The sequence below is a fragment of the Azospirillum thiophilum genome, from assembly GCF_001305595.1.
Classification (GTDB): Bacteria; Pseudomonadota; Alphaproteobacteria; order Azospirillales; family Azospirillaceae; genus Azospirillum; species Azospirillum thiophilum.
Genome location: NZ_CP012402.1, coordinates 204,468 through 229,588 on the forward strand (window position 1 = coordinate 204,468; position 25,121 = coordinate 229,588).

Genomic DNA, 25,121 nt, shown 5'->3' on the forward strand with positions numbered 1-25,121 from the left:
GGATGGTTGACAAGCTGATCGACGAGATCGTGGATTTCTGGTTCGACGAGGCGATGAAGCCCTACTGGTTCCGCCGGTCGGCCAGCTTCGACCGGGCGGTCGCCGACACGCTGGGGCCGCATCACGAGGCTGCCGCCCGCGGCGACTACGATCACTGGATGGAGGATGTCGACGGCTGCATCGCGCTCTGCGTCCTGCTGGACCAGGTGCCGCGCAACATGTTCCGCGACGACCCGCGGGCCTACGCCACCGACGCCAGGGCGCTCGCGGTCAGCCGGCACGCCGTCGCCAACGAATTCGACCTCGAATGCACGGCCGACGAGCGGACCTTCCTCTATCTGCCCTTCGAGCATGACGAGGACATGGCGAGCCAGGATCGCGCCGTCGCCCTCTTCACCGAGCGGGTGGGTGATGAAACCCCGGTTCGCTATGCGCTGCGCCACCGCGAGATCATCCGGCGCTTCGGCCGCTTTCCCCACCGCAACGCCGTCCTCGGCCGCGCGAGCACGCCGGAGGAGGTGGCCTTCCTGCAGGAGCCGGACTCGTCCTTCTGACCGCCTCGACCGGCATGCGGCCTGTCGGCCGGTCACGGCGTCAGCCAGCGCTCCAGGGCGCCCAGCAGGTCGGCGCGGCGGACCGGCTTGGTCAGGTAATCGTTCATGCCGGCGGCCAGGCAGCGGATGCGGTCCTCCGGCTGGGCGTTGGCGGTGACGGCGATGATCGGGATGCGGGCACGGTCGTCGCCCAGCGACCGGATGGTCGCGGTGGCGGCCACCCCGTCCATGTCGGGCATGGCGATGTCCATCAGCACCGCCTCCGGCGGGACCGGCGCCTGGGCGACGGCGACCACCGCCTCCGCCCCGCCGGTGGCGGTCTCCACCGAGAAGCCGGCCTTGGCCAGCAGCCCGGCGACCACCATCCGGTTGGTGGCGCTGTCGTCGACGACCAGCAGCCGGCCGCCGCGGGCGCGGGCCCAGTCCATCAGCCGTTCGGGATCGGCGCTGCGCGACGGCAGCGCCGCCGGCATGTCGAGCGTCAGCCGGCGCGACCCGTCGGCCTCCCGCTCCAGCACCATCGCGGCGCCCAGCGCCGCCATCACCCGCCGGGCCAGTTCCAGGCCGAAGCCACCCCCTTCGCCGGTATCGAAGCCGCCGGTCAGTTCGGCCCGCAGGGTCACCCGGTCGTCCCCCACCGGCATCGCCGACAGGCGCAGGTCGAGCTGTCCGGTCCGGGCGCCGGCGATGGCGGTGGCCGCGACGGCATTGCACAGCATGCCGAGGATCTCGCCATCGCCGATCAGCCGGGGCGGCGTTCCGGGCAGGACGGCGACATCCAGCGTGACCCCGCGGCTCTGGGCCAATGCCGTGGTCGAGACCGACAGCATGCGGGCGAGGGCCAGCGGGGCGAAGGGAACACCCCGCCGGGTTGTGGCATGATGCAGATTGTCACCGTTCATGGCCCGCCATTGGCAAAATGCAAAGCAGCTTGCAGTTACCGGGGGAAAGACTCGGGTGAAGAGGCCGCCACCCCGGACTTGCGAGTTGTTCTCAGCAAACGGCGGGCCAACCGGGGACATTCGACCGATGGCACGCTTATTGAGTACTGCGCTACTCAAGTATCGCGCTATCCTGCCGGGGTTTGATGGATGCCAGACCGCCGCCGGAGAGATGGCAGATATGGACAGTTCGGGAGTCGGGCGGCCGGTGCGACCGAAATTGCGTGATTGGCGGGGCTGGCGGTGCGGGGCCGCAGTCGCGCTGCTCGCGCTCCTGCCGGCAGGGGCGGCCCGCGGCGCCGAGGCGGTGCCTTATTGCGCCGACCCCGACTGGCCGCCCTACGAATCGATTTCAGCCGACGGACGGCACCAGGGCATCGCCGCCGACCTGCTGGCCCTGGTGTCGGAACGGTCCGGCATCGCGCTGCGTCCGCTGCCGACCCGCGATTGGGAGGACAGCCTGTCGGCGGTCCGCGACGGCCGTTGCCGGTTCCTCAGCTTCCTCAACCGCACGCCCAGGCGGGAGGAGTGGCTGGACTTCACCGAACCGCTGTTCGTGGACCCCAACGTGCTGGTGACGCGCGAGGACCATGACTATGTCGCCGACCCCGCCGCGCTCGGCGGCGAGTCCATGGTTCTGCCCAAGGGCACCTCGGTGGAGGAGCGGGTGCGCCGCGATTTCCCCGGCCTGCGCCTGATCCTGGTCGACAGCGAGGCCGATGCCTTCGCCATGGTCTCGCGCCGCCAGGCCGACATGACCCTGCGGTCGCTGACCGTCGCCGTCCACGCCATCAAGAAGGACGGTTGGTTCAACCTGAAGGTCGCCGGCCATCTGCCCGGCTACGAGAATCTGCTGCGCATCGGCGTGCGCAAGGACGAGCCGGCCCTGCGCGAGGCGCTCGACCGCGGGGTGCTGACCATCACCGCGGCGGAACGCGCCGCGATCGCCAACCGGCATGTCGCGATCCAGGTCCAGTCGCCGCTCGACCGCTGGACCCTGCTGAAGCTGCTCGCCCTGCCGGTGGCGGTGCTGCTGACCAGCCTGTTCTGGATTTTCAGGCTGATGCGGGTGAACGAGCGGCTGCGCGTGCTGTCGCGCACCGATGTGCTGACCGGGCTGGCCAACCGCAGCCACCTGAACGACATCTTCGGCCGGGAGATCGAGCGGGCCGGGCGCTACCGCCGGCCGCTGTCGATCATCCTGGTCGATCTCGACCATTTCAAGCAGGTGAACGACCGCTTCGGCCATGTCTTCGGCGACCGGGTGCTGGTCGAGTTCGCCGGGCTGGCGCGCAAGGCGCTGCGCGGCACCGACACCGTCGGCCGCTGGGGCGGCGAGGAGTTCCTGATCCTGTGCCCGGAAACCACGGAAGAGGCGGCCTTCGCCCTGGCGGAGCGGCTGCGGCTGACGCTGCGGGTCTATGGTTTTCCCGCCGGCCATCGCCAGACCGCCAGCTTCGGCGTCGCCGGCTGCCGCGCGGGCGACACGGTCGACGATCTGCTGGTCCGGGCCGACCATGCCCTGTACCGGGCCAAGGACGACGGGCGTGACCGTGTCGTCCTTGCCGGAGAAGAGGGGACGGTTCCGTCCGATGCCGGCTTCAGGCGGACCGCGTGTCCGGCGGATTGAACAGGTAGGGGACGAAGCTGCGGTGATGCTCGTCCACCCGCAGCTCGCTGCCGATCGGCGGGAAGGCGCGCTGCTGGCAGTCGGTGCGCTCGCACAGGCGGCAATTGACGCCGATCGGCACCGCCGCCTTCAGGTCGGCGATGTCGATGCCGGCGGCATAGACAAGCTCCGGCGCATGGCTCGCCTCGCAGCCCAGCCCGACGGCGAACTGGCGCGACGGCTTCAGATAGGCGCCGCCGCGCTTGGTCACGGTGCGGGCGATGCTGATATAGGCGGTGCGGTCGGGCATCTGGGCGAACTGCACCAGGATCTTGCCGGGCTGGGCGAAGGCCTCGTGGACGTTCCACAGCGGGCAGGCGCCGCCGAAGCGGGCGAAGTGGAAGCGGGTGGCCGAATGGCGCTTGGTGATGTTGCCGGCCATGTCGACCCGCACGAAATAGAAGGGCAGGCCGCGGGCGCCCGGCCGCTGCAGGGTGGACAGCCGGTGGCAGACCTGCTCGAAGCTGGCGGAGAAGCGGCTTTGCAGTTGCTCGACGTCGTGGCGCAGCGCGCGGGCCTGGGCCGCGAAGGCGCGGTAGGGCATCACCAGCGCGCCGGCGAAATAATTCGCCAGCCCGACCCGGCAGATCGACCGCGCATCCTCGCTGGAGAATTTCGCCTGATCGACCAGCTCGTCGATCAGGTCGCCGAAGCCCAGCAGCGCGATCTGGTTCGCCATGTGGAAGGCGCGGCTCGGCCCGTTCAGCAGGGCCGACAGCCGCAGCGTGCCGGTCGTGGCGTCGTAGCTGCGCATGGCGATCTCCCCCGCCTCGTCGGCCACGATCTTCACCCGCACGTCATGGCGGCGCTTCAGATAGGCGGCCAGCTCGTTCAGCAGCGATCCGGAATGGATCTGCTCGGTGTCCCACAGCCGCTCGGCCGCCTCGTCCAGGGGGCCGATGTAGTTGTTGCAGTAATGGAAATAGTCCCGCACCTCCTCGTAGGGGAATTGCGGGCCGGCGAAGCTGTCGCCTTCCTGACTGCTGGGTTCGCTGTTGGACAGGCTGTCGGCCAGCGACTGCACCCGCTCGTGCAGCTTCTGATAGGCCTGGTGCAGGCTGAGCACCCGGCGGGCCAGCTCCGGACTCGATCCGACCACGCTGCGCAGCTCTCCCGCCGTCAGCGGCGCCCCGGCGAACAGCGGGTCGGCCAGCGCCTCGCGCAGGTCGGAGACCAGCCGGCTGTCCTCGTCCTCCAGGAAGGCGGACAGCTCCAGCTCGAAGATGGCGGCGATGCGCATCAGCACCGGCAGGGTCAGTGGGCGCTGGTTGTTCTCCATCTGGTTGAGATAGCTGGGGGAAAGCTCCAGCGTCTTGGCGAGCGACGCCTGGGTCAGCCCGCGCTGTTCGCGCAGGCGGCGCAGCTTGTAGCCAAGGAACAGTTTCTTTTGCATACGCATGACGCCCCGCCGCGAACCGGCTCTCGGAAATCCGCCGTTCTTCGCAATCTTAGCAAGCCATAAACGGCGTTTGCAAAGGGCTTCGCAACTTCGCACCTTTCTGCGAAGTGTCTGTTTGAACGAATGCGAAGTTTGTGAATAATCCGCGGCAATCCGGTGAATGATTGCGTCGCTCGCAGCCGGAGCGGGGATGGACATGGCGACGCCAAGGAGTGGAAACGCCCGATGCAGGACATTCTGGCCAAGTTGGAGTCGAAGCGCGCCGCGGCGCGGCTGGGCGGTGGCGAGAAGCGCATCGCCGGCCAGCACGCCAAGGGCAAGCTGACCGCGCGCGAGCGGATCGACCTCTTCCTCGACGAGGGGTCGTTCGAGGAGTTCGACATGTTCGTCGAACACCGCTGCATCGATTTCGGCATGGAAGGCCAGAAGATCCCCGGCGACGGCGTGGTCACCGGCCACGGCACCGTCAACGGCCGCCTCGTCTTCGTCTTCAGCCAGGACTTCACCGTCTTCGGCGGCGCGCTGTCGGAGGCGCATGCCGAGAAGATCTGCAAGATCATGGACCAGGCGCTGAAGGTCGGCGCACCGGTGATCGGCCTCAACGATTCGGGCGGCGCCCGCATCCAGGAGGGCGTCGCCTCGCTCGGCGGCTATGCCGAGGTGTTCCAGCGCAACGTCGACGCGTCCGGCGTCATCCCGCAGATCTCGATGATCATGGGGCCGTGCGCCGGCGGCGCCGTCTATTCGCCGGCGATGACCGACTTCATCTTCATGGTGAAGGACAGCTCCTACATGTTCGTCACCGGGCCGGACGTGGTGAAGACCGTCACCCACGAGGTCGTGACCGCGGAGGAGCTGGGCGGCGCCGTCACCCATTCCACCAGGTCGGGCGTCGCCGACCTCGCATTCGAGAACGACGTCGAGGCGCTGCTGCAGCTGCGCCGCTTCGTCGATTTCCTGCCGTCCTCCAACCGCGAGAAGGCGCCGGTCCGTCCCTGCGTCGACCCGCTCGACCGCGAGGATTTCTCGCTCGACACGCTGGTGCCCGAGAACCCGAACAAGCCCTACGACATGAAGGAGCTGATCCTCAAGATCGTGGACGAGGGCGACTTCTTCGAACTCCAGCCGGATTTCGCCAAGAACATCCTCATCGGCTTCGCCCGCATGAACGGCTCCACGGTCGGCATCGTCGCCAACCAGCCGATGGTGCTCGCCGGCTGCCTGGACATCGACAGCTCCAAGAAGGCGGCGCGCTTCGTGCGCTTCTGCGACGCCTTCGAAATCCCGATCCTGACCCTGGTCGACGTCCCCGGCTTCATGCCCGGCACCTCCCAGGAATATGGCGGCATCATCAAGCACGGCGCCAAGCTGCTCTACGCCTATGCCGAGGCGACCGTGCCCAAGGTGACGATCATCACCCGCAAGGCCTATGGCGGCGCCTACGACGTGATGTCGTCCAAGCATCTGCGCGGCGACGTCAACTATGCCTGGCCGTCGGCCGAGATCGCGGTGATGGGCGCCAAGGGCGCCGTCGAGATCATCTTCCGCGCCGACATCGGCGACACCGCGAAGATCGAGGCGCGGACCGAGGAATACCGCCAGAAGTTCGCCAATCCCTTCGTCGCCGCGTCCCGGGGCTACATCGACGACGTCATCATGCCGCACGGCACCCGCCGCCGCGTCACCAAGGCGCTGTCCATGCTGAAGAACAAGCAGCTCCAGACCCCCTGGCGCAAGCACGACAACATTCCGCTGTGAGGGCCGGCAGCATGTTCGAGAAGATCCTGATCGCCAATCGTGGCGAGATCGCCTGCCGCGTCATCCGCACGGCACGCCGCATGGGCATCAAGACCGTCGCGGTCTATTCCGACGCCGACAAGAACGCCCTGCATGTCGAGATGGCCGACGAGGCCGTCCACATCGGCCCGCCGGCTTCGGCGCAGAGCTATCTGCTGATCGACCGGATCGTCGACGCCTGCAAGCGGACCGGCGCCCAGGCCGTGCATCCCGGCTACGGCTTCCTGTCGGAGAAGCCTGGGTTCCAGGAGGCGCTGGCGGCGGCCGGCATCGCCTTCATCGGTCCCGACGCCCACGCCATGCGGGCGATGGGCGACAAGATCGAATCCAAGAAGCTGGCCAAGGCCGCCGGCGTGTCGACCGTCCCCGGCTATCTCGGCGTCATCGCCGACGATGAAGAGGCGGTGATGATCGCCCGCGACATCGGCTATCCGGTGATGATCAAGGCGTCGGCCGGCGGCGGCGGCAAGGGCATGCGGGTGGCCTGGAACGACGAGGAGGCGCGCGAGGGCTTCCGCTCCGCCACCAACGAGGCGCGCTCCAGCTTCGCCGACGACCGCGTCTTCGTCGAGAAGTACATCCAGCAGCCGCGCCACATCGAAATCCAGCTGCTGGCCGACGGGCAGGGCACCTGTCTGTACCTGCACGAGCGCGAATGCTCGATCCAGCGCCGCCACCAGAAGGTCATCGAGGAGGCGCCGAGCCCGTTCCTCGACGCCGCCACCCGCAAGGCGATGGGCGAGCAGGCGGTGGCTCTGGCCAACGCGGTGCAGTACAAGTCGGCCGGCACGGTCGAGTTCATCGTCGATGCCGAGCGCAACTTCTACTTCCTGGAGATGAACACCCGTCTCCAGGTCGAACACCCGGTCACCGAGCTGATCACCGGCCTCGATCTGGTCGAGCTGATGATCCGCGTCGCCGCCGGCGAGAAGCTGACCATCGGCCAGGACGACGTGACGCTCAACGGCTGGGCCATCGAGGCGCGCGTCTATGCCGAGGATCCCTTCCGCAACTTCCTGCCCTCCACCGGCCGCCTGACCAACTACCGGCCGCCTGCCGCCGATCCGCATGTCCGCGTCGACACCGGCGTGTTCGAGGGCGGCGAGATCTCGATGTACTACGATCCGATGATCGCCAAGCTCTGCACCTGGGGCTCGACCCGCGATGCGGCGATCGGCGGCATGCGCGAGGCGCTGGACCAGTATTACATCCGCGGCGTCAGCCACAACATCCCGTTCCTGGCCTCGCTGATGGCGAACCAGCGCTTCGTCGACGGCCGGCTGACCACCAACTTCATCGCCGAGGAATATCCCAACGGCTTCCACGCCTCGGACCTGCCGCCGGAGGATCCGGCGGTGCTGGTGGCGGTCGCCGCGGTCATCCACCGCAGCCTGAACGACCGCGACATCCAGATCTCCGGCAAGATGGCTGGGAGCAAGGTCACGGTGCGCGACGACTGGGTGGTGGTGCTGGATGGCACGGCGCATCCGGTGCATCTGCACGCGGCCGCCGGCAGCCCGCAGCGCATCGGCTACACGGTGGACATCGCCGGCAGGCACCATACGGTGTGGAGCGACTGGCAGATCGGCGAGCCGCTGTTCCGCGGCACGGTCGACGGCAGCCATGTCTGCGTCCAGATCGACCGGGTCGGCATCGGCTACCGCCTGCATCACAGCGGGTCGCAGGCCATCGTCAAGGTGCTGACCCCAAAGGCGGCGGCGCTCGACGCGCTGATGCCGGTCAAGGCGCCGCCGGACATGTCGAAGTTCCTGCTGTCGCCGATGCCGGGCCTGCTGGTCTCGCTGGCGGTGTCGGAAGGGCAGGAGATCAAGGCCGGCGAGGTGCTGGCCGTGGTCGAGGCGATGAAGATGGAGAACATCCTGCGCGCGTCGCAGGACGGAACGGTCGCGAAAATCCACGCAGCCCCGGGCAGCAGCCTGGCGGTCGATCAGAAGATCGTGGAATTCGCGTAACCGCAAGAAGAAGAAAGTACCGAGAGGAAACGTACTTCTGCCCCCTCCCTCCCGCTCTGCCGAGCGGGCCCCTCCCTCCCCCGCCATCGGCGGTGGAGGGGCCTGATTCCCTCTCCCGCGGAGCGGGGGAGGGTTAGGGAGGGGGCAGATCACCCGGCACCTGCCAAAAATAAGCGTGCGACAACACCGCCATATCAGGAGGCGTCGATGACCGAGTTCCCGCAGAAGACCCTTGCCGACTGGGACAAGCTGGCCGCCAAGGATCTCGGCGCCGACGGCGATCTCTCCAAGCTGACCTGGAAGACGCCGGAGGGGCTCGACGTCAAGGCGCTCTACACCGCCGCCGACCTGGAAGGGCTGGAGCTCGACACGCTGCCGGGATTCCCGCCCTACACCCGCGGGCCGCGCGCCACGATGTATGCGGTGAAGCCCTGGACCATCCGCCAATATGCCGGCTTCTCCACGGCGGAGGAGTCGAACGCTTTCTACAAGGCGAACCTCAAGGCAGGCCAGATGGGCCTGTCGGTCGCCTTCGATCTCGCCACCCACCGCGGCTATGACAGCGACCATCCCCGCGTCGTCGGCGATGTCGGCAAGGCCGGCGTCGCCATCGACAGCGTCGAGGACATGAAGCTCCTGTTCGCCGACATCCCGCTCGACAAGATGTCGGTGTCGATGACCATGAACGGCGCGGTGCTGCCGATCCTCGCCGGCTACATCGTCGCGGCGGAGGAGCAGGGGGTTTCCCAGGACAAGCTGAGCGGCACCATCCAGAACGACATCCTCAAGGAGTTCATGGTCCGCAACACCTACATCTACCCGCCCGAACCCTCGATGCGGATCATCGCCGACATCATCGAATACACCTCCCAGCACATGCCGAAGTTCAATTCGATCTCGATCTCCGGCTACCACATGCAGGAGGCAGGCGCCACGGCGGTGCAGGAGCTGGCCTTCACCATCGCCGACGGGCTGGAATATGTCCGCGCCGCGATGTCGAAGGGGTTGGCCGTGGACAAGTTCGCGCCGCGCCTGTCCTTCTTCTTCTCCATCGGCATGAACTTCTTCATGGAGATCGCCAAGCTGCGCGCGGCGCGCCTGCTGTGGTCGAGCCTGATGCAGGAGAAGTTCGCTCCGAAGGACGTGCGCTCGCTGGCGCTGCGCACCCACTGCCAGACGTCGGGCGTCTCGCTGACCGAGCAGGATCCCTACAACAACGTCATCCGCACCACCATCGAGGCGATGGCGGCGGTGCTGGGCGGCACCCAGTCGCTGCACACCAACGCCTTCGACGAGGCGCTGGGCCTGCCGACCAAGACCTCGGCCCGCATCGCCCGCAACACCCAGCTGATCATCGCCGAGGAGGCCGGCGTCACCAAGGTGGTCGATCCGCTCGGCGGCTCCTTCTACATCGAGCACCTGACCCACAGCCTCGCCAACGCCGCGCTTGAGCTGATCGGCCGGGTCGAGGAGATGGGCGGTATGACCAAGGCGGTCGAGAGCGGCATGCCCAAGCTGCTGATCGAGGAGGCCGCCGCCCGCCGCCAGGCCGCCATCGACCGCGGCGAGGAGGTGATCGTCGGCGTCAACAAGTACCGTCCGGAGAACCCGGAGGGCGTCGACGTGCTGGACATCGACAACACCGCCGTCCGCGAATCGCAGATCGCCCGGCTGAAGCAGATCCGCGCCAGCCGCGACGAGGCCAAATGCCGCGAGGCGCTGGAGGCACTGACCAGGGCTGCCGAGGAGAAGACCGGCAATTTGCTGGCCCTGGCGGTCGAGGCGACCCGCGCCCGCGCCACCGTCGGCGAGATCTCCGACGCGCTGGAGAAGGCCTTCACCCGCCATGTCGCGGTCATCCGCTCGGTGTCGGGCGTCTACGGCTCGGCCTATGACGGCGACGAGGGCTTCAAGAGGATCCAGGAGGACGTCGCCGCCTTCGCCGCCGAGGAGGGCCGCCGGCCGCGCATCCTGGTGGTGAAGATGGGCCAGGACGGCCATGACCGCGGCGCCAAGGTGATCGCCACCAGCTTCGCCGACATCGGCTTCGACGTCGACATCGGCCCGCTGTTCCAGACCCCGGACGAGGCCGCCCGTCAGGCGGTGGAGAACGACGTCCACATCATCGGCGTGTCGAGCCAGGCCGCCGGCCACAAGACCCTGGTGCCGCAGCTGGTCGAGGAACTGCGCCGCCAGGGCGCCGGTGACATCCTGGTGGTGTGCGGCGGCGTCATCCCGCCGCAGGACTACGACTATCTCTACAAGGCCGGCGCCGCGGCGATCTACGGGCCGGGCACCAACATCCCGAAGGCGGCGGCCGATATCCTGGGCATCCTGCGCAAGCGCAGGGCGGCGGCGTGAGTCGGGTGGTCGCCGGCACTTGATCCTGCCCATGGCCATGCGCATAGTGACTGCGCATGGCCATGGAGAGACCGATGCCCGACACGCGCCTGCCATTCGACGCCTCCGCCCCGAAACGGGCGACCAACGTCAGCCTCAACAGCGACCTGCTGGAGCAGGCGAAGGCGCTTGGCATCAACGTGTCGCGGGCGTGCGAGCGCGGTCTGGCCGACCAGATCGCCGAGTTGCGGCGCAAGCGCTGGCTGGAGGAAAACCGTGAGGCGCTGGCGTCGTCCAACGCCTATGTCGAGGCGCATGGGCTGCCGCTGGCCCGATACCGGCCCTATTGACGGGGCCTTGCCGATGGCCCGCTTCGACGTTCACCGCTGCCTCGACGGTCCAGGCTATCTGATCGACCTTCAGGCCGACATCCTGCGCGATCTCAACACGCGCTTCGTCGCGCCGCTGCTGCCGCCGGACGAAGCGCCGCGGCCGGCCGTCCGCCTCAATCCCGTCGTCACCGTCGAGGGCAAGGCGCACGTCATGGCCACCCAGTTCGCCGGAGCCGTCCGGGTTGCCGACCTCGGCCCCTGCGTCGGCAGCCTGCTGGCGGAGGACACCGCCATCGTGGCGGCGCTGGACATGCTGATCGGCGCCTGACGCTTTGGCCGGAGACCCGCATCCCGTGACCGTCGCCGCCGAATCCGACCTCTATGCACCGGTCAAGGCCTTCCTCGAAGCCCAGGGCTATGACGTCAAGGCCGAGATCCACGGCTGCGACCTCGTCGCCACCCGCGGGGCCGAGCCGCCGGTGGTGGTCGAGCTGAAGAAGCGCTTCACCCTCGACCTCGTGCTCCAGGGCGTCGACCGGCTGGCGATCAGCGACAGCGTCTATCTCGCCGTGCCGCAGCCGGGGCGCAAGGCGACCGGCCCGTCGCCGCTCGACCCGGACGTGAAGAAGCTGTGCCGCCGGCTCGGGCTTGGCCTGCTGATGGTCGATCCGGGGCTGGCGGAGGGCCACCGCGTCGCCGTGCTGCTCGACCCGCTGCCCTACACCCCGCGCAAGGACAGGAAGCGTGTCCATCGCCTGCTGGGCGAGCACGCGCGCCGGGTCGGCGACCCCAACCGCGGCGGCTCGACCCGCGTCGCCATCGTCACCGCCTACCGCCAGGATGCCCTGCGCATCGCCCGGCTGCTGCGCGCCGGCCCGCTGAGCGTCGCGGCGCTGCGCCAGGCCGGGTCGCCGAAGGATGTCGGGCCGATCCTGCAACGCAACGTCTATGGCTGGTTCGAGCGGGTCGGGCGCGGCACCTACGGCCTGACGCCTGCTGGAGTGCAGGGGATCGAGACCTTCGCCCCGGCGCTGATCGAAGAGGTGACGGGGCCTGCGGCCACGCCTATGATCGGTCCGTCGAATCCGTGAACCCAGCCGGGCAGGGCCGCCTTGTCGGACTATATCAGCAACCTCGTCGTCTTCTTCGTCGTCGTCGATCCGCCGGGGCTGGTGCCGCTGTTCATCGCGCTGACCCGCGGTTTCGAGGACCGCCACAAGCGGATCATCGCGCTGCGCGGCACCGCCATCGCCTTCGTCGTGCTGGTCTTCTTCGCCTATTTCGGCAAGGTCGTGCTGGAGACGCTCTCCATCGGCATGCCGGCCTTCCGCATCGCCGGCGGGGCACTGCTGTTCTGGATCGCCTTCGAGATGCTGTTCGCCAAGCGCTCCGAACGCAAGGAGCGCGACACCGGCGAGGCGATGACCGACGAGGACGCCCACGACGTCGCGGTCTTCCCGCTGGCGGTGCCGCTGATCGCCGGGCCGGGCGCCATCACCTCGATCCTGCTGCTGATGGACCGCGCCGGCGGCACGGTGGCGGGACAGGCCAGCGTGCTGGGGGCGGCGGCCACCGTGATCGGCGGGGTGACGCTGATCCTGCTGGGCGCCGACCGGGTGGGGCGGCTGCTGGGCCGCACGGTGATCCACACCGTCAGCCGGGTGCTGGGCATCGTGCTGGCCGCACTGGCGGCGCAGACCATCATTTCCGGCATCACCAGCGTCTATCCGCCCCCCTGATCGAAGCGCCGAAAAGGGGGTAGCCGGCGCGCTGCGGCGCGTCCCTCCTACCGCTTCCTGGTCCCCTTTCCAGCCCCCGCCGCCGCCCTACATCGGGTCCGGAGAGAGCCGGTGCCGGGCATCCGCCCGATGCCGGGCCTTCCACGCGCCCAATCACATGAGGCGGCGGCCATGGACCTAGACCCGCTGATCCTGTCGCGGATCCAGTTCGCATTCACGATCTCCTTCCACATCCTGTTCCCCAGCTTCACCGTCGGGCTTGCCTGCTGGATCGCGCTGCTGGAAGCGCTGTGGGTCGGCACCGGCAAGGGCATCTACCGCAGCCTGTCGGAGTTCTGGACCCGCATCTTCGCGCTGTCCTTCGGGCTGGGCGTGGTGTCGGGCATCGTCATGTCCTACCAGTTCGGCACCAACTGGAGCCGCTGGTCGGATACGGTCGGCAACGTGCTGGGGCCGCTGATCCAGTACGAGGTCGTCACCGCCTTCTTCCTGGAGGCCGCCTTCCTCGGCATCCTGCTGTTCGGGCGCGACCGGGTGCCGCGCGGCATCCACCTGATGGCGGCCTGCCTGGTGGCGCTGGGCACGCTGCTGTCGTCCTTCTGGATCCTGTCGGCCAACAGCTGGATGCACACCCCGGCCGGCTTCGAGATCCGCGACGGCCGCTATTTCGTCACCGACTGGTGGCAGGTGGTGTTCAACCCGTCCTTCCCCTACCGCCTCGCCCACATGGTGACGGCGATGTTCCTGACAACCGGCTTCGTCGTCGCCGGCATCAGCGCCTGGTACCTGCTGAAGCGCCGCCATGTCGACCATGCGCGGATCGGGCTCGGCATGGCGCTGAGCCTGATCACCGTGCTGGCGCCGCTCCAGATCTTCCTCGGCGACGAGCACGGGCTGAACACGCTGGAGCACCAGCCGGCCAAGATCGCCGCGATGGAGGGCAACTGGGAGGGCGGCACCCGGGCGCCGCTGGTGCTGTTCGCCATCCCCGACGTGGAGAATGAGACCAACCGGTGGGAGATCGGCATCCCCGCCCTGTCCAGCCTGATCCTGACCCATGATTTCGACGGCGCCGTGCCCGGCCTGAAGCAGTTCCCCGCCGACGAGCGGCCGAGCCCGGCCATCGTCTTCTGGACCTTCCGCGTGATGGTCGCCATCGGCTTCCTGATGCTGGCGGTGGCCGTGGCCCATCTGGTTCTGCGCGTCCGCGGCCGGCTCTACAGCAGCGACCGCTTCCATCGCCTGCTGGTCGGCTGCATGCCGATCGGCTTCGTCGCCATCCTGGCCGGCTGGTTCACCACCGAGATCGGGCGCCAGCCCTGGGCGGTCTACGGCCATCTGCGCACCGCCGACGCGGTGACGCCGTCGCTGACGACGGAGGCGGCGCTGATCTCGCTGCTGTCCTTCGTCGTCGCCTACACCATCATCTACGGGGCCGGCACCTATTACCTGATCCGCCTGCTGCGCGCCGGGCCGTCCGCCGTGCATGACAGGCCGCCGCCGGAGGCGCGGAGCGCGAAACGGCCGATGTCCGGATCCGACCCCTCCACCGAAGCCGCGGAGTAGAGCGATGCCGGAAATTGCGGAAGGCAGCCTGTTGACCCTGATCTGGGTCGGCATCGTCGGTTTCTCGGTGTTCATGTATGTGCTGATGGACGGCTTCGATCTCGGCATCGGCATCCTCTACCCCTTCGCGCCCACCGAGGAGGACCGCGACACCATGATGACCACGGTGGCGCCGGTCTGGGACTTCAACGAGACCTGGCTGGTGCTGGGCGGGGCGGGGCTGTTCGCCGCATTTCCCATCGCCTATGCGGTGGTGCTGCCGGCGATGTATCTGCCGCTGCTGCTGATGCTGCTCGCCCTGATCTTCCGGGGCGTCGCCTTCGAGTTCCGCTTCAAGGCGCGGGCGGGCCGTCCTTGGTGGGACCGCTCCTTCTTCGTCGGGTCGGTGCTGGCGACCTTCGCGCAGGGCGTCGTGCTGGGCTCCTTCATCCAGGGCATCCCGGTGGAGGGGCGGCAGTTCGCCGGCGGCATGCTGCATTGGCTGTCGCCCTTCAGCCTGTTCTGCGGCGCGGCGCTGGTGGCCGGCTATGCGCTGCTGGGGGCGACCTGGCTGATCTGGCGGACCGTCGGGCCGCTGCAGGACTGGTGCTACCGGATGGCGCGCCGGCTGATGCTGGCGGTGCTGGCCGGGGTCCTGGCGGTCAGCCTGTGGACGCCCTTCCTGCTGCCGCAGATCGCGGAGCGCTGGTTCTCGATGCCCAACCTGATCCTGCTGGCGCCGGTGCCCATCGTCACCGCCGCGCTGGCCGTCGCCCTGTGGCGGGCTGTCGCCGACGGGCGGGAGGTGGCGCCCTTCGTCCTGTCGATGGCGCTGTTCGGCCTGTCCTATCTCGGCCTCGCCATCAGCCTGTGGCCGACCCTGATCCCGCCCGGCGTCACCGTCTGGCAGGCGGCGGCCCCGCCGGAGACGCAGATTTTCCTGCTGGTCGGCATGGCCTTCCTGATCCCGTCGATCCTCGGCTACACCGCCTATTCCTACTGGGTCTTCCGCGGCAAGGTGACGGGCGGCTTCGGCTATCATTGAAGCGGGGCGGGGGCATCCGCTGTTGAGCCCGGACGCCGCCTCGGCCTAAAAGGAGCCGGTCACGCGGAAGAGGGGAGGGTTCGGGCGATGGACTTCGACATCAGCTTTGCCGAGGCGATGCTGCGCCGCGGCGCCGGCCTGCTGGAGGCCGCCGGGGCGGATGCTGCTGCGGCGGATGCCGACCCCTTCGCCGTGCTGGCCCGGCTGCTGGCCGCCGCCGCGGCGACCGACGCGCCGCTGGTGGTGCTGAGCGAGGGCGGCAGCCATCCCGCCCTGTTCGAGGAGGCCGCCCGCCGCAGCGCCGAGCCGCCGGCCGCCCGCCTTGCCGGCCTCGCCGCCACCCGCCAGGGCGAACGCGCAACGATGTACGAGTTCGACGGCAGCGGCCCGCTGACCGGCAACCGCATCGTCGCCGCCCTGCTGCGGCCGGAGGACCGGCCCGACCTGCTGCATGTCTACATCGCGGTCGGCCGGCTGCGCGGCGGCGAGGCGCAGATCACCGTGGCGCCCGCCCTGCTGCGCTTCGACGCCGCCGCCCTTGGCCGGACGCTGGAGCTGCTGGGCGACGCGGTGTCGCGCAGCGCCAACGCCGCCGCCGCGGCGCTGGCCCACGCCTCGGCCATCCTGCCGATGGACGGCCAGGGGGAGGGCGGCATGCCGGCGGCGCTGCTGGACCTCTACTGGCACGCCCTGACCCTCGCGTCGGTGCGGGCATCGTCGGCGAAGGCTGCACCCAACCTCATCCCCTCTCCCCCCCGGGGAGAGGGTTAGGGTGAGGGGGGAGCGCGGCGCGGCTCTGCCGGCGGACTGGGCATCACCGTTTCCCCGGACGCTACGCCAGTGCATCCCCCTCACCCCGGCCCTCTCCCCGGGGGGGGAGGGGGATTCTCCCCCGCTCCCTATTCCGCCGGGACGTCGCGCTCCAGCTCCTCCAGCCAGATGCGGGCGTTGCCGTCCGACGGCGCCCGCCAGTCGCCGCGCGGCGAGAGCGAGCCGCCGGCCGACACCTTCGGCCCGTTCGGCATCGCCGAGCGCTTGAACTGGCTGAAGCCGAAGAAGCGGCGCAGGAACACGCGCAGCCAGTCGCGGATCTCGGCCGGGCTGTAGGCGCGGCGCTTCTCCAGCGGGTAGCCCTCCGGCCAGTCGCCGCGCTCCGGGTCCGACCAGGCATGGCGGGCGAGGAAGGCGATCTTCGCCGGCCGGAAGCCGTGGCGCAGCACGTAATACAGGGTGAAGTCCTGCAGGTCGTAGGGCCCGACCACCGATTCCGAGCTTTGCAGCGCCTTGTCGGAGCCGGCCGGCACCAGTTCCGGCGAGATCTCGGTCTTCAGGATGGCGTCGAGCGTCTGCGAAACCTCGTCCTGGAACTGCCCGGTGCGGCCGACCCAGCGGATCAGATGCTGGATCAGCGTCTTCGGCACGCCGGCATTGACGTTGTAATGGGACATCTGGTCGCCGACGCCGTAGGTGCACCAGCCCAGCGCCAGCTCCGACAGGTCGCCGGTGCCGAGCACGATGCCGTCATGCTGGTTGGCCAGCCGGAACAGATAGTCGGTGCGCAGCCCCGCCTGCACATTCTCGAAGGTGATGTCGTACACCGCCTCGCCGCGGGAATAGGGATGCTCCATGTCGCGCAGCATCTGGTTGGCCGCCGGCCGGATGTCGAGCTCCCGCGCCGTCACCCCAAGCGCGGTCATCAGCCGCCAGGCGTTGGATTTGGTGCCCTCGCTGGTGCCGAAACCGGGCATGGTGTAGGCGAGGATGCCCGTCCGCGGCAGCCCCAGCCGGTCCATGGCGCGGGCGGCGACGATCAGCGCATGGGTGCTGTCCAGCCCGCCCGACACGCCGATCACCACCCGCCCGATCCGCGCGGCGCGCAGCCGCTGCACCAGCCCGGCGACCTGGATGTTGTAGGCCTCGTAGCAGTCCTGCTCCAGCCGCTCCGGATTGGCCGGCACGAAGGGCAGCCGCGGCACCACGCGCAGCAGCCCGACATCGCCGGCCGGCGGGTCCAGCCGGAAGGCGATGCTGCGGAAACCGCCGGTGGCCTGCCCGTGCAGCCGGCGGTTGTCGTCGAAGGTGCCCTGGCGCAGCCGCTCCTGCCGCAGCAGGTCGAGATCGACGTCGGCGACCGCCATCTGGGCGCCGTCGGGGAAACGGTCGGTCTCCGCCAGCATCTCGCCATTCTCGAAGATCGAGGTCTGGCCGTCCCAGGCGAGGTCGGTGGTGGATTCCCCCGTCCCGGCCGACGAATAGAGATAGGCCGCGAGGCAGCGCGCCGATTGCGACTGGGCCAGCAGCCGGCGGGTGTCGGCCTTGCCGATGGTGATGTTGCTGGCCGACAGGTTGGTCAGCACCGTGGCGCCGGCCAGCGCCGCCGTGGCGCTCGGCGGCACCGCGACCCACAGATCCTCGCAGATCTCGGCATGGACGACCAGCCCCGGCCGGTCCTCCGCCGCGAACAGCAGGTCGGGGCCGAAGGGGGCGGTCAGGCCGCCGATGCGGATCGTCCCCCCCGCCATGCCGGTGCCCGACGCGAACCAGCGGCGTTCGTAGAATTCGCGGTAGTTCGGCAGATGCAGCTTCGGCACCACCCCCAGCAGCCGGCCGCGGTGGATCGCCACCGCCGTGTTGTAGAGCCGCCCCTCATGCAGCAGCGGGGCGCCGACCAGCAGCAGCGGCATCAGATCGGCCGACGCCTGCACCAGTTCCAGGATCGCCCGTTCCACCGCGTCGATCAGCGGGTCCTGCATCAGCAGGTCGTCGATGGCATAGCCCGACAGCGCCAGTTCGGGGAACAGGGCCACCGCCACCGCCTTGTCATGGCAGGCGCGCGCCGCGTCGAGGATCGCGGCGGCGTTCGCCGCCGGGTCGGCCGGGGTGCAGCGGGTTGTGCAGGCCGCCACCCGCGCGAAGCCGTGCCGATAGATCGAGGTGAAGCTCATATCCCGTTCCCGCTGCCGCCCATCGTCCGGACGCATCGCATGATGATGCGCAAGCCGCAAACATAGCAGGATTTTCGCCCGCGTCAGGTCCCTATGCCCGGCTTTCCCGGCCTTGCGGCCGGCGAACCGTTGGGGCCGTGCATGAAATGTCAACCTAATACATTGGTTATAAAACCAAAGTCGAATCGATAGATCGGGTCGAGGATGCCAATTGAAATGATGACACGGGAAGCATCGCGCTTTCCGACAGGCAAGTTGATTTATCGGAATCGGACGGATATAGCCTGTGCCTCGTTTGGTCCGCCGCTCTGAAGGGACTCGTTTCACACCGTGACATCGGACCTCCCGGTTACGCAATCCTCCCGGAACGATATCGCGGCACAGGAGTCCGATGCCGCCGCCCTATCGATGCCGGATCTCCGGGCGGAGGGCGATCTGCCGGCGGATCCCGCCTGCTGCATCGTCGGGATCGGCGCCTCGGCCGGCGGGCTGGAGGCGTTGCAGCGGTTCTTCGCCGCGGTGCCGGGCGACAGCGACCTCGCCTATGTCGTGGTCCAGCACCTGTCGCCGGTGCACAAGAGCCTGATGGTCGACCTGCTGGCCAAGCACACGGCGATGGAGGTGGTGCAGGCGACCGACGGCGTTCCGGTGCAGCGCAACACCGTCTACCTGCTGCCGCCGGCCAAGCATCTCAGCATCGAGGACCGCCGCCTGCGCCTGACCGCCAAGGATGCGGGCGGCGGCCTCAGCCTGCCGATCGACATCTTCCTGACGGCGCTGGCGCGCGACCAGGGGCCGCACGCGCTCGGCGTCATCCTGTCGGGCACCGGGTCGGACGGCACGCGCGGCCTGATGGCGATCAAGGCGGCCGGCGGCTTCACCGCCGTGCAGCGGCCCGAGACCGCGCAGTTCGACGGCATGCCGCGCAGCGCGCTCGCCGCCGGCCGGATCGACGCCATCCTGCCGCCGGACGAGTTGCCGGCCAGGCTGATCGAGCATGCGCGCAAGGCGTCGACCCGCGCCCGTCCCTTGCCGACCCGGCGGTTGCACGACGACGGCGACGACCCGCTGGCCCGGATCGTCGCGGTCATCCGGTCGGTCACCGGGGTCGATTTCTCGCATTACAAGCTGGCGACCCTGCTGCGGCGGATCGAGCGGCGGATGCAGGGCGCCGGGCTGGACTCGATGGAGGAGTACGCCGCCCTGCTGCGGCGGAACAGTGCGGAGACGGTCAGCCTCTACAAGGAGATGCTGATCGGCGTCACCCGCTTCTTCCGCGACGAGGCCGCCTTCCGCGTGCTGGCCGACAAGGTGATCCCCGGCCTGCTGGCGAACCGCAGCCCGCTCGACATGATCCGCGTCTGGGTCTGCGGCTGCGCCAGCGGGGAGGAGGCCTACTCCATCGCCATCCTGTTCGCCGAGGCGCAGGAGCGGATGGGCCGCAGCGTCGACGTCAAGATCTTCGCCACCGACATCGACAAGGACAGCATCGAGCATGCCAGCCTCGGCGAATATCCGCGCACAATAGCCGAGGACGTGTCGCAGGAACGGCTCGCCCGTTTCTTCACCCTGCGCGGCGAGACCTATGTGGTGGCGCGCGACATCCGCCGCATGGTGGTGTTCGCCGCGCACAACATCATGCGCGACCCGCCCTTCACCAAGATCGACCTGCTGAGCTGCCGCAACCTGCTGATCTACATGGACCAGCCGTTGCAGCGCAAGGTGCTCGGCCTGTTCCAGTACGCGCTGCGCCAGGGCGGCTTCCTGTTCCTCGGCAGCAGCGAGACGCTGGGCGACCTGCAGCCCGACTTCCACACCATCGACAGCCGCAACAAGATTTACCAGAGCCTGCGCGCCGGGTCCTTCCGGCTGTCGCGGCTGCTGGTGCCGACCGTCGCCGCCCTGCCCTCCCGCCATGGCGAGGACGGCCTGGCCCATGGCGGCAGCTACGGGGTGGGCCATGGGGCCGGCTATGGGGGCGGCCATGCGCTGGACGAGGGCGCCGCCATCGACGAGGCGATCGGCGCGCTGATGAAGGCCTATGTGCCGCCCTGCCTGCTGGTCGACGAAAAGCTCGACATCATGCATGTGTTCGGCGACGCCTCCGCCCTGCTGAAGCTGCCGCCCGGCGGGGCGACGCTGAACGTGCTGAAGCTGCTGCCCTCGTCGGTCGCCATGGTGACCGGCACGGCGCTGAACCGCGCCTTCCGGTCGGGCGAGGAGTTCTCGCTGTCCGGCATCCCGGTCAAGGACCGCGAGGGCGTCGCCGCCATCAGCCTGCGGGTGCAGCCCTATGCCGTGCGCAAGACCGGGCGCCGCTTCGCCCTGGTGGTGCTGGACCGCGCCGACGCGCCCCGCCTGCCGGTGCGCGAGTCCGACTTCGACCTGAATGCCGATGCCGCCGAGCGCATCCGCGGGCTGGAGCAGGAGCTGCTGTCGCGCGGCGAGAATCTCCAGGCGACCATCGAGGAGCTGGAGACCGCCAACGAGGAGCTCCAGGCCACCAACGAGGAGCTTCTCGCTTCCAACGAGGAGCTTCAGAGCACCAACGAGGAATTGCAGTCGGTCAACGAGGAGCTCTACTCGGTCAATGCCGAATACCAGGCGAAGGTCGAGGAGTTGACGGAGATCACCAACGATCTCGACAACCTGCTGCACTCGACCGAGATCGGCACGGTGTTCCTCGACGACGACTTCGTCATCCGCCGCTTCACCCCGGCGGCGGCCGGCTTCATCAACATCATCCCGCGCGACATCGGCCGCTCCATCGCGCATCTGTCGACCAACATCGACTATCCGGGCTTCCTGGCCGACATCGAGGCGGTGTTCCGGGGCAGCGAGCCGGTGGAACGCCATGTCAAGTTGCACGATTACCGGCTGCACGGTTCCCGCCTGCGCGATGGCGGCGAGCCGGGGACGCGCTGGGTGCTGACCCGCATCCTGCCCTACCTGACCGACAAGAGCCGGGTGGCCGGGGTGGTGGTGACCTTTGTCGACGTCACCGACACCAAGCGGGCGGAGGAGCGGCTGCAGAGCGTGCTCGACAGCCTGCCGGAGCACATCGCCGTCACCGACCGGCAGGGCCGGATCGTCATGGTCAACGCGGCGTGGCGCGGCTTCGCCGAGCGCAACGGCGCCCCGGCGCTGGACCGCTGCGGCGTCGGCACGAACTATCTCGACGTCTGTCTCTCTCCGGACGCGGCCGGGGCCGGGGATGGCGATGGCGATGGCGATGGCGAGGAGGGCGGGATCGGCCGCGCCGTGCATGACGGGCTCCGCCGCATGCTGGACGGCGAAGCCGACGGCTTCACCATCGAATATCCCTGCCATTCGCCGGGCGAGCGGCGCTGGTTCCTGATGCATGCGAACCGCCTGAACGACGGCAGCGGCGGCATCGTCGTCAGCCACATCAACATCACCAACCGCAAGCTGATGGAGTTGCAGCTGGGCGGAGCCATTGCCGGGGGCACGGGGAAACGATGAGCGACGAGTCCTCCGGCCATTTGCGGCGGCGTGCCGAAACCGCCCTTGGCGGCGGTGTCGAGGCGGCGGACCTCACCGCCACCTCGATGAAGGAGCTGCTGCACGAGCTCTATGTCCATCAGGCCGAGCTGGAGATCCAGAACGAGGAGCTGCGTGGCGCCCAGCAGGCGCTGGAGGCGTCGCGCCTGCAATATCTCCAGCTGTTCCAGTCGGTGCCGCTGGCCTGTCTGGCGGTGAATGCCGCCGGCATCGTCGGCGAGGCCAATGCCGCGGCCGAGCGGCAGTTCGGCCTGCCGATGCTGCGGCTGAAGGGACGGCCCCTGACCCTGCTGGTCGACAGGCTGGACCATGGCCGCCTGTTCACCGCGCTCGGCCGGCTGCGCGAGACCGGGCAATGGGTCCGGCAGGAGTTCCGCTATGTCGGGCCGCAGGGCGCGGTCATCGACGGGCTGACCGACGCCCGCAGCGTGGCGCTGGACGACGGCGACCGTGGCGACGTGCTGCTGACCATCACCGACGTGACCGAGCGGAATCTCTGGCTGCGCGAGGTCCAGCAGGCGCGCGACGACGCCGAGCGGGCGCGGGCCGACTACCACCACATCCTGCAGTCGGTCGGCGACGGCATCCTGGGGGTGGACGCGGACGGGCGCATCCGCTTCGTCAACGCCGCGGCGACGGCGATGACCGGGCGCCTCGACCTCGATCTGATCGGCCGCCCGCCGTCCGACCTGCTGGCCGGGCCGGACCCGGAGATGGAGGGCGCCACGGACGGCGGCATGGCGGAAGGCGGTGCCGCCCGGGCGCTGGCGCTGTCGCTGGCCGACGGCCGGCCGCGCAGCATCGCCTGCGAACGGCTGCGGCGGCAGGATGGCGGCCTGATGCAGGTGGAGGTCTCCGTTTCGCCGATCCTGGCCTCCGGCAAGGGCTTCGCCCCGCTGGCCGCCCCGATCGCGGAGCGCATCCAGGGTGCCGTCGTCGCCTTCCGCGACGTCACCGCCCGGCGCTCGGCGGAAGCGGCGCTGAATCTCAGCGAGCGGCGGCACCGGGTGCTGGTGCAGTCGCTGCACGACGCGCTGGCGATGATCTCCGCCGACGGCGGCAGCCTGCTGGCGAACGCGATGGCGGAGCGGCTGCTGGGCGGCCCGGCCCGGCCGCTGCTCGACCCCACCGCGCCGGGCTATGACGGCGACGGCCGGCTGGCTCCGGCGACCGCCCCCGACACCCTGGTCCCGACCACCGCCGGGCGCCGCTTCATCGACGCCAACGGCAACCGGATGCACGGGTTGCCTCCGGCGGCGGAGGCGGCGCACAGCGGCAGGCCGGTGGTGGAGCGCATCGTCGGCGTGGTCGAAGGCGACGAGGCGACCGCCCCGACCCGCTGGCTCAGGGTATCGAGCCACCCCGTCGCCGATCCGGCGGGCCGGGTCGAGGCGGTGGTGTCCAGCGTCGCCGACATCACCGCGGTGAAGGCGCTGGAACGCGAGCTGAACGTCGCGCTCGACGCCCGCGAACGCTTCCTGGCGGCGGCCAGCCACGATCTGCGCCAGCCGGTGCAGGCGCTCGTCCTGCTGTCGGACCTGCTGCTGAAGGAAAGCCTGTCCGGCGAGGCCCGGCGGATGGCGGAGCAGATCCAATCCTCGCTCGGCGGGCTGGGCGGCATGCTGGACGGGATGCTCGACATCTCCAGGCTGGAGGCCGGCCTGGTGGCGCCGAACCCCGAGCCGGTCGATGTCTGTGCCCTGCTGACCCGCCTGCACGGCGAATTCGCCCCCCTGGCCGAGCGCAGCGGGCAGCGCCTGCGCATGGTGGCGCCGCCGCTGGCCACCCGGACCGACCCCGGCCTGCTGGAGCGGGTGTTGCGCAACCTGCTGGCCAACGCGCTGCGCTATGCCCCCGGCGGCCGCATCCTGATGGGGGCGCGCCGCCGCGGCGACCGCTTGCAGATCGAGGTGTGGGACAGCGGCATCGGCATCGCCGACCGGCATGTCGACCGCATCTTCCAGGATTTCTTCCAGGTCGGCAACGCCGCCCGCGACCGCCGGGAAGGGCTGGGGCTGGGGCTGAGCATCGCCAAGCGGCTGGTCACCATGCTGGGCGGCGTCATCGACGTGACTTCCTCGCTCGGCCGCGGCAGCCGCTTCACCGTCTCCCTGCCGCTGACCGGGAGCAGGCCCGGCGGCCGGGAGCCGTCCGGCGCCGGCACCGGTGGCGGCGAGCCGTCCGGCGACAGTGCCGACCGGCTGATCATGCTGGTGGAGGACGATGCAGTCATCCGCATGGCGCTGGTGCTGATGCTGGAGGAGTGGGGCTACCGCGTGGTCGAGGCCGGCAGCGGGACCGAGGCCGACGGCCTGCTCGACGGTCTGGCCGAAGCCGGTGAGGTGCCCGACCTGATCCTGGCCGACTACCGGCTGCCGGAGGGGACCACCGGGCTGATGGTGATGGACATGGTGCGCCGCCGCCTGTCGCGCGACGTGCCGGGCATCCTGCTGACCGGCGACACCTCGGCCGACCGCCTGCGCGAGGCGGCCGGCGCCCAATGCGCCCTGCTGCACAAGCCGATCCAGCCCGCCCGCCTGCAGGATGCCGTGGTTGCGGCCCTGACGGGGTGAGGGGCTCAGAACCCGACGAAGCGGGTGAAGCCCTCCGCCGGCTCGCGCTCCGTCGGGAAGTTGTTTTCCGGCGCCGACCAGTCGGCATGGCCGAGCGACATGCCGCTGGCGATGATCTCGGTGTCCGGCAGGCCGAGATGGCGGGCGGTGATCGCATGGCGGTAGCAGAAGGCCGCCTGCGGGCAGGTCTCCAGCCCGAAGCCGCGGGCGACGATCATCACGGTCTGCATGAACATGCCGAGGTCGAGCCAGGCGCCCTTGCCCATGTCGCGGTCGATGGTGAAGAACAGCCCGACCGGAGCGCCGAAGAACAGCCAGTTGCGGCCATGCTGCCGCGCCATCCGCTCGCGGTCGCCCTTGCCGATGCCGAGCGCGCCGTAGAGCGCCCAGCCCACCGCGCGGCGCCGGGCGAGATAGGGCTCGCGCCAGTGCTCTGGATAATAGGGATATTCCGGCACCTCGGGATCTCCCGCCTCATGGGCGGCCAGCAGTTCCGCCGACAGGGCGGCGCGCGCCTCCCCGGCGATGGCGTGGACCTTCCAGGGCTGGATGTTGGAGCCGCTCGGCGCGCGGGCGGCGAGGTCGAGGATGCGCAGCACCGTCTCGCGCTCCACCGGGGTCGGCAGGAAGGCGCGGACGCTGCGCCGGCCGGCGACGGCGTCGAGGACGGGCAGGGGGCGGGGCAAGGGGGCGGGGGGAGGGACGTCTTTCATGCTGTCGGACATCGGCTTTCCGGCTCTGGTTCGG

18 protein-coding genes are annotated in these 25,121 nt (G+C 69.4%); 14 read left to right on the top strand and 4 right to left on the bottom strand.

The window, feature by feature from the left end; genetic code table 11:
* Positions 1-2 precede the first annotated feature (2 nt).
* Entirely contained in the window at positions 3-554 is a 552-nt protein-coding gene (locus AL072_RS14850) for a DUF924 family protein (protein WP_045586131.1), read from the top strand.
* 32 nt (positions 555-586) lie between these two features.
* Here AL072_RS14850 and AL072_RS14855 read toward each other — a convergent pair whose 3' ends face one another.
* Positions 587-1,456: a response regulator gene (locus AL072_RS14855; RefSeq protein ID WP_045586132.1), complete on the bottom strand. Its 870-nt coding sequence runs from the start codon at positions 1,454-1,456 to the stop codon at positions 587-589.
* A gap of 220 nt (positions 1,457-1,676) precedes the next feature.
* Between AL072_RS14855 and AL072_RS14860 the strand changes: the two genes are divergently transcribed.
* Positions 1,677-3,125, top strand: a complete 1,449-nt coding sequence (locus tag AL072_RS14860; protein ID WP_144428250.1) for a diguanylate cyclase — start codon at positions 1,677-1,679, stop codon at positions 3,123-3,125.
* On the opposite strand, the gene AL072_RS14865 is transcribed toward AL072_RS14860, so the two are convergent.
* Positions 3,097-4,557: a helix-turn-helix domain-containing protein gene (locus AL072_RS14865; protein WP_045586133.1), complete on the bottom strand. Its 1,461-nt coding sequence runs from the start codon at positions 4,555-4,557 to the stop codon at positions 3,097-3,099. The two genes, AL072_RS14860 and AL072_RS14865, sit on opposite strands and share 29 nt — an antisense overlap.
* 231 nt (positions 4,558-4,788) lie before the next feature.
* Between AL072_RS14865 and AL072_RS14870 the strand changes: the two genes are divergently transcribed.
* The 10 genes from AL072_RS14870 (at position 4,789) to AL072_RS14915 (ending at position 16,105) form a co-directional block, all read left to right on the top strand.
* A complete protein-coding gene (locus AL072_RS14870) occupies positions 4,789-6,321 on the top strand; it encodes an acyl-CoA carboxylase subunit beta (RefSeq protein WP_045586134.1) in 1,533 nt (510 codons plus the stop codon).
* A gap of 11 nt (positions 6,322-6,332) precedes the next feature.
* Positions 6,333-8,333, top strand: coding sequence for an acetyl-CoA carboxylase biotin carboxylase subunit (locus AL072_RS14875; RefSeq protein ID WP_045586135.1), 2,001 nt, complete (start codon positions 6,333-6,335; stop codon positions 8,331-8,333).
* A gap of 207 nt (positions 8,334-8,540) precedes the next feature.
* The gene (scpA, locus tag AL072_RS14880) at positions 8,541-10,694 is read left to right on the top strand and encodes a methylmalonyl-CoA mutase (RefSeq protein WP_045586136.1); all 2,154 of its coding nucleotides are present in this window, start codon (positions 8,541-8,543) and stop codon (positions 10,692-10,694) included.
* A 74-nt stretch (positions 10,695-10,768) separates the two neighbouring features.
* On the top strand, positions 10,769-11,023 hold the full coding sequence (locus AL072_RS14885) for a type II toxin-antitoxin system CcdA family antitoxin (RefSeq protein ID WP_045586137.1): 255 nt from the start codon (positions 10,769-10,771) through the stop codon (positions 11,021-11,023).
* A gap of 13 nt (positions 11,024-11,036) precedes the next feature.
* Positions 11,037-11,333 carry a CcdB family protein gene (locus AL072_RS14890; protein WP_045586138.1) on the top strand — a complete coding sequence of 99 codons (297 nt, stop codon included), beginning with the start codon at positions 11,037-11,039 and terminating at the stop codon, positions 11,331-11,333.
* Positions 11,334-11,358: 25 nt separating this feature from the next.
* Positions 11,359-12,096, top strand: a complete 738-nt coding sequence (locus AL072_RS14895; RefSeq protein WP_045586139.1) for a DUF2161 domain-containing phosphodiesterase — start codon at positions 11,359-11,361, stop codon at positions 12,094-12,096.
* 21 nt (positions 12,097-12,117) lie between these two features.
* A complete protein-coding gene (locus AL072_RS14900; RefSeq protein WP_045586140.1) occupies positions 12,118-12,744 on the top strand; it encodes a MarC family protein in 627 nt (208 codons plus the stop codon).
* A gap of 171 nt (positions 12,745-12,915) precedes the next feature.
* The gene (locus AL072_RS14905; RefSeq protein WP_045586276.1) at positions 12,916-14,310 is read left to right on the top strand and encodes a cytochrome ubiquinol oxidase subunit I; all 1,395 of its coding nucleotides are present in this window, start codon (positions 12,916-12,918) and stop codon (positions 14,308-14,310) included.
* Positions 14,311-14,314: 4 nt separating this feature from the next.
* Positions 14,315-15,334: a cytochrome d ubiquinol oxidase subunit II gene (cydB, locus tag AL072_RS14910; protein WP_045586141.1), complete on the top strand. Its 1,020-nt coding sequence runs from the start codon at positions 14,315-14,317 to the stop codon at positions 15,332-15,334.
* 87 nt (positions 15,335-15,421) lie between these two features.
* A complete protein-coding gene (locus AL072_RS14915) occupies positions 15,422-16,105 on the top strand; it encodes a hypothetical protein (protein WP_045586142.1) in 684 nt (227 codons plus the stop codon).
* A gap of 128 nt (positions 16,106-16,233) precedes the next feature.
* On the opposite strand, the gene AL072_RS14920 is transcribed toward AL072_RS14915, so the two are convergent.
* Positions 16,234-18,279, bottom strand: a complete 2,046-nt coding sequence (locus AL072_RS14920) for an NAD(+) synthase (protein ID WP_045586143.1) — start codon at positions 18,277-18,279, stop codon at positions 16,234-16,236.
* A gap of 408 nt (positions 18,280-18,687) precedes the next feature.
* Here AL072_RS14920 and AL072_RS14925 point away from each other — a divergent pair, with 408 nt between their 5' ends.
* Both AL072_RS14925 and AL072_RS14930 read left to right on the top strand, forming a co-directional pair.
* Complete coding sequence (locus AL072_RS14925; RefSeq protein WP_045586144.1) at positions 18,688-21,762, top strand: chemotaxis protein CheB; 3,075 nt, start codon at positions 18,688-18,690, stop codon at positions 21,760-21,762.
* On the top strand, positions 21,759-24,374 hold the full coding sequence (locus AL072_RS14930; protein ID WP_082109429.1) for a PAS domain-containing hybrid sensor histidine kinase/response regulator: 2,616 nt from the start codon (positions 21,759-21,761) through the stop codon (positions 24,372-24,374). The genes AL072_RS14925 and AL072_RS14930 overlap by 4 nt, the downstream gene beginning before the upstream one ends.
* 5 nt (positions 24,375-24,379) lie before the next feature.
* On the opposite strand, the gene AL072_RS14935 is transcribed toward AL072_RS14930, so the two are convergent.
* Complete coding sequence (locus tag AL072_RS14935) at positions 24,380-25,099, bottom strand: nitroreductase (RefSeq protein WP_045586145.1); 720 nt, start codon at positions 25,097-25,099, stop codon at positions 24,380-24,382.
* Positions 25,100-25,121 lie beyond the last annotated feature (22 nt).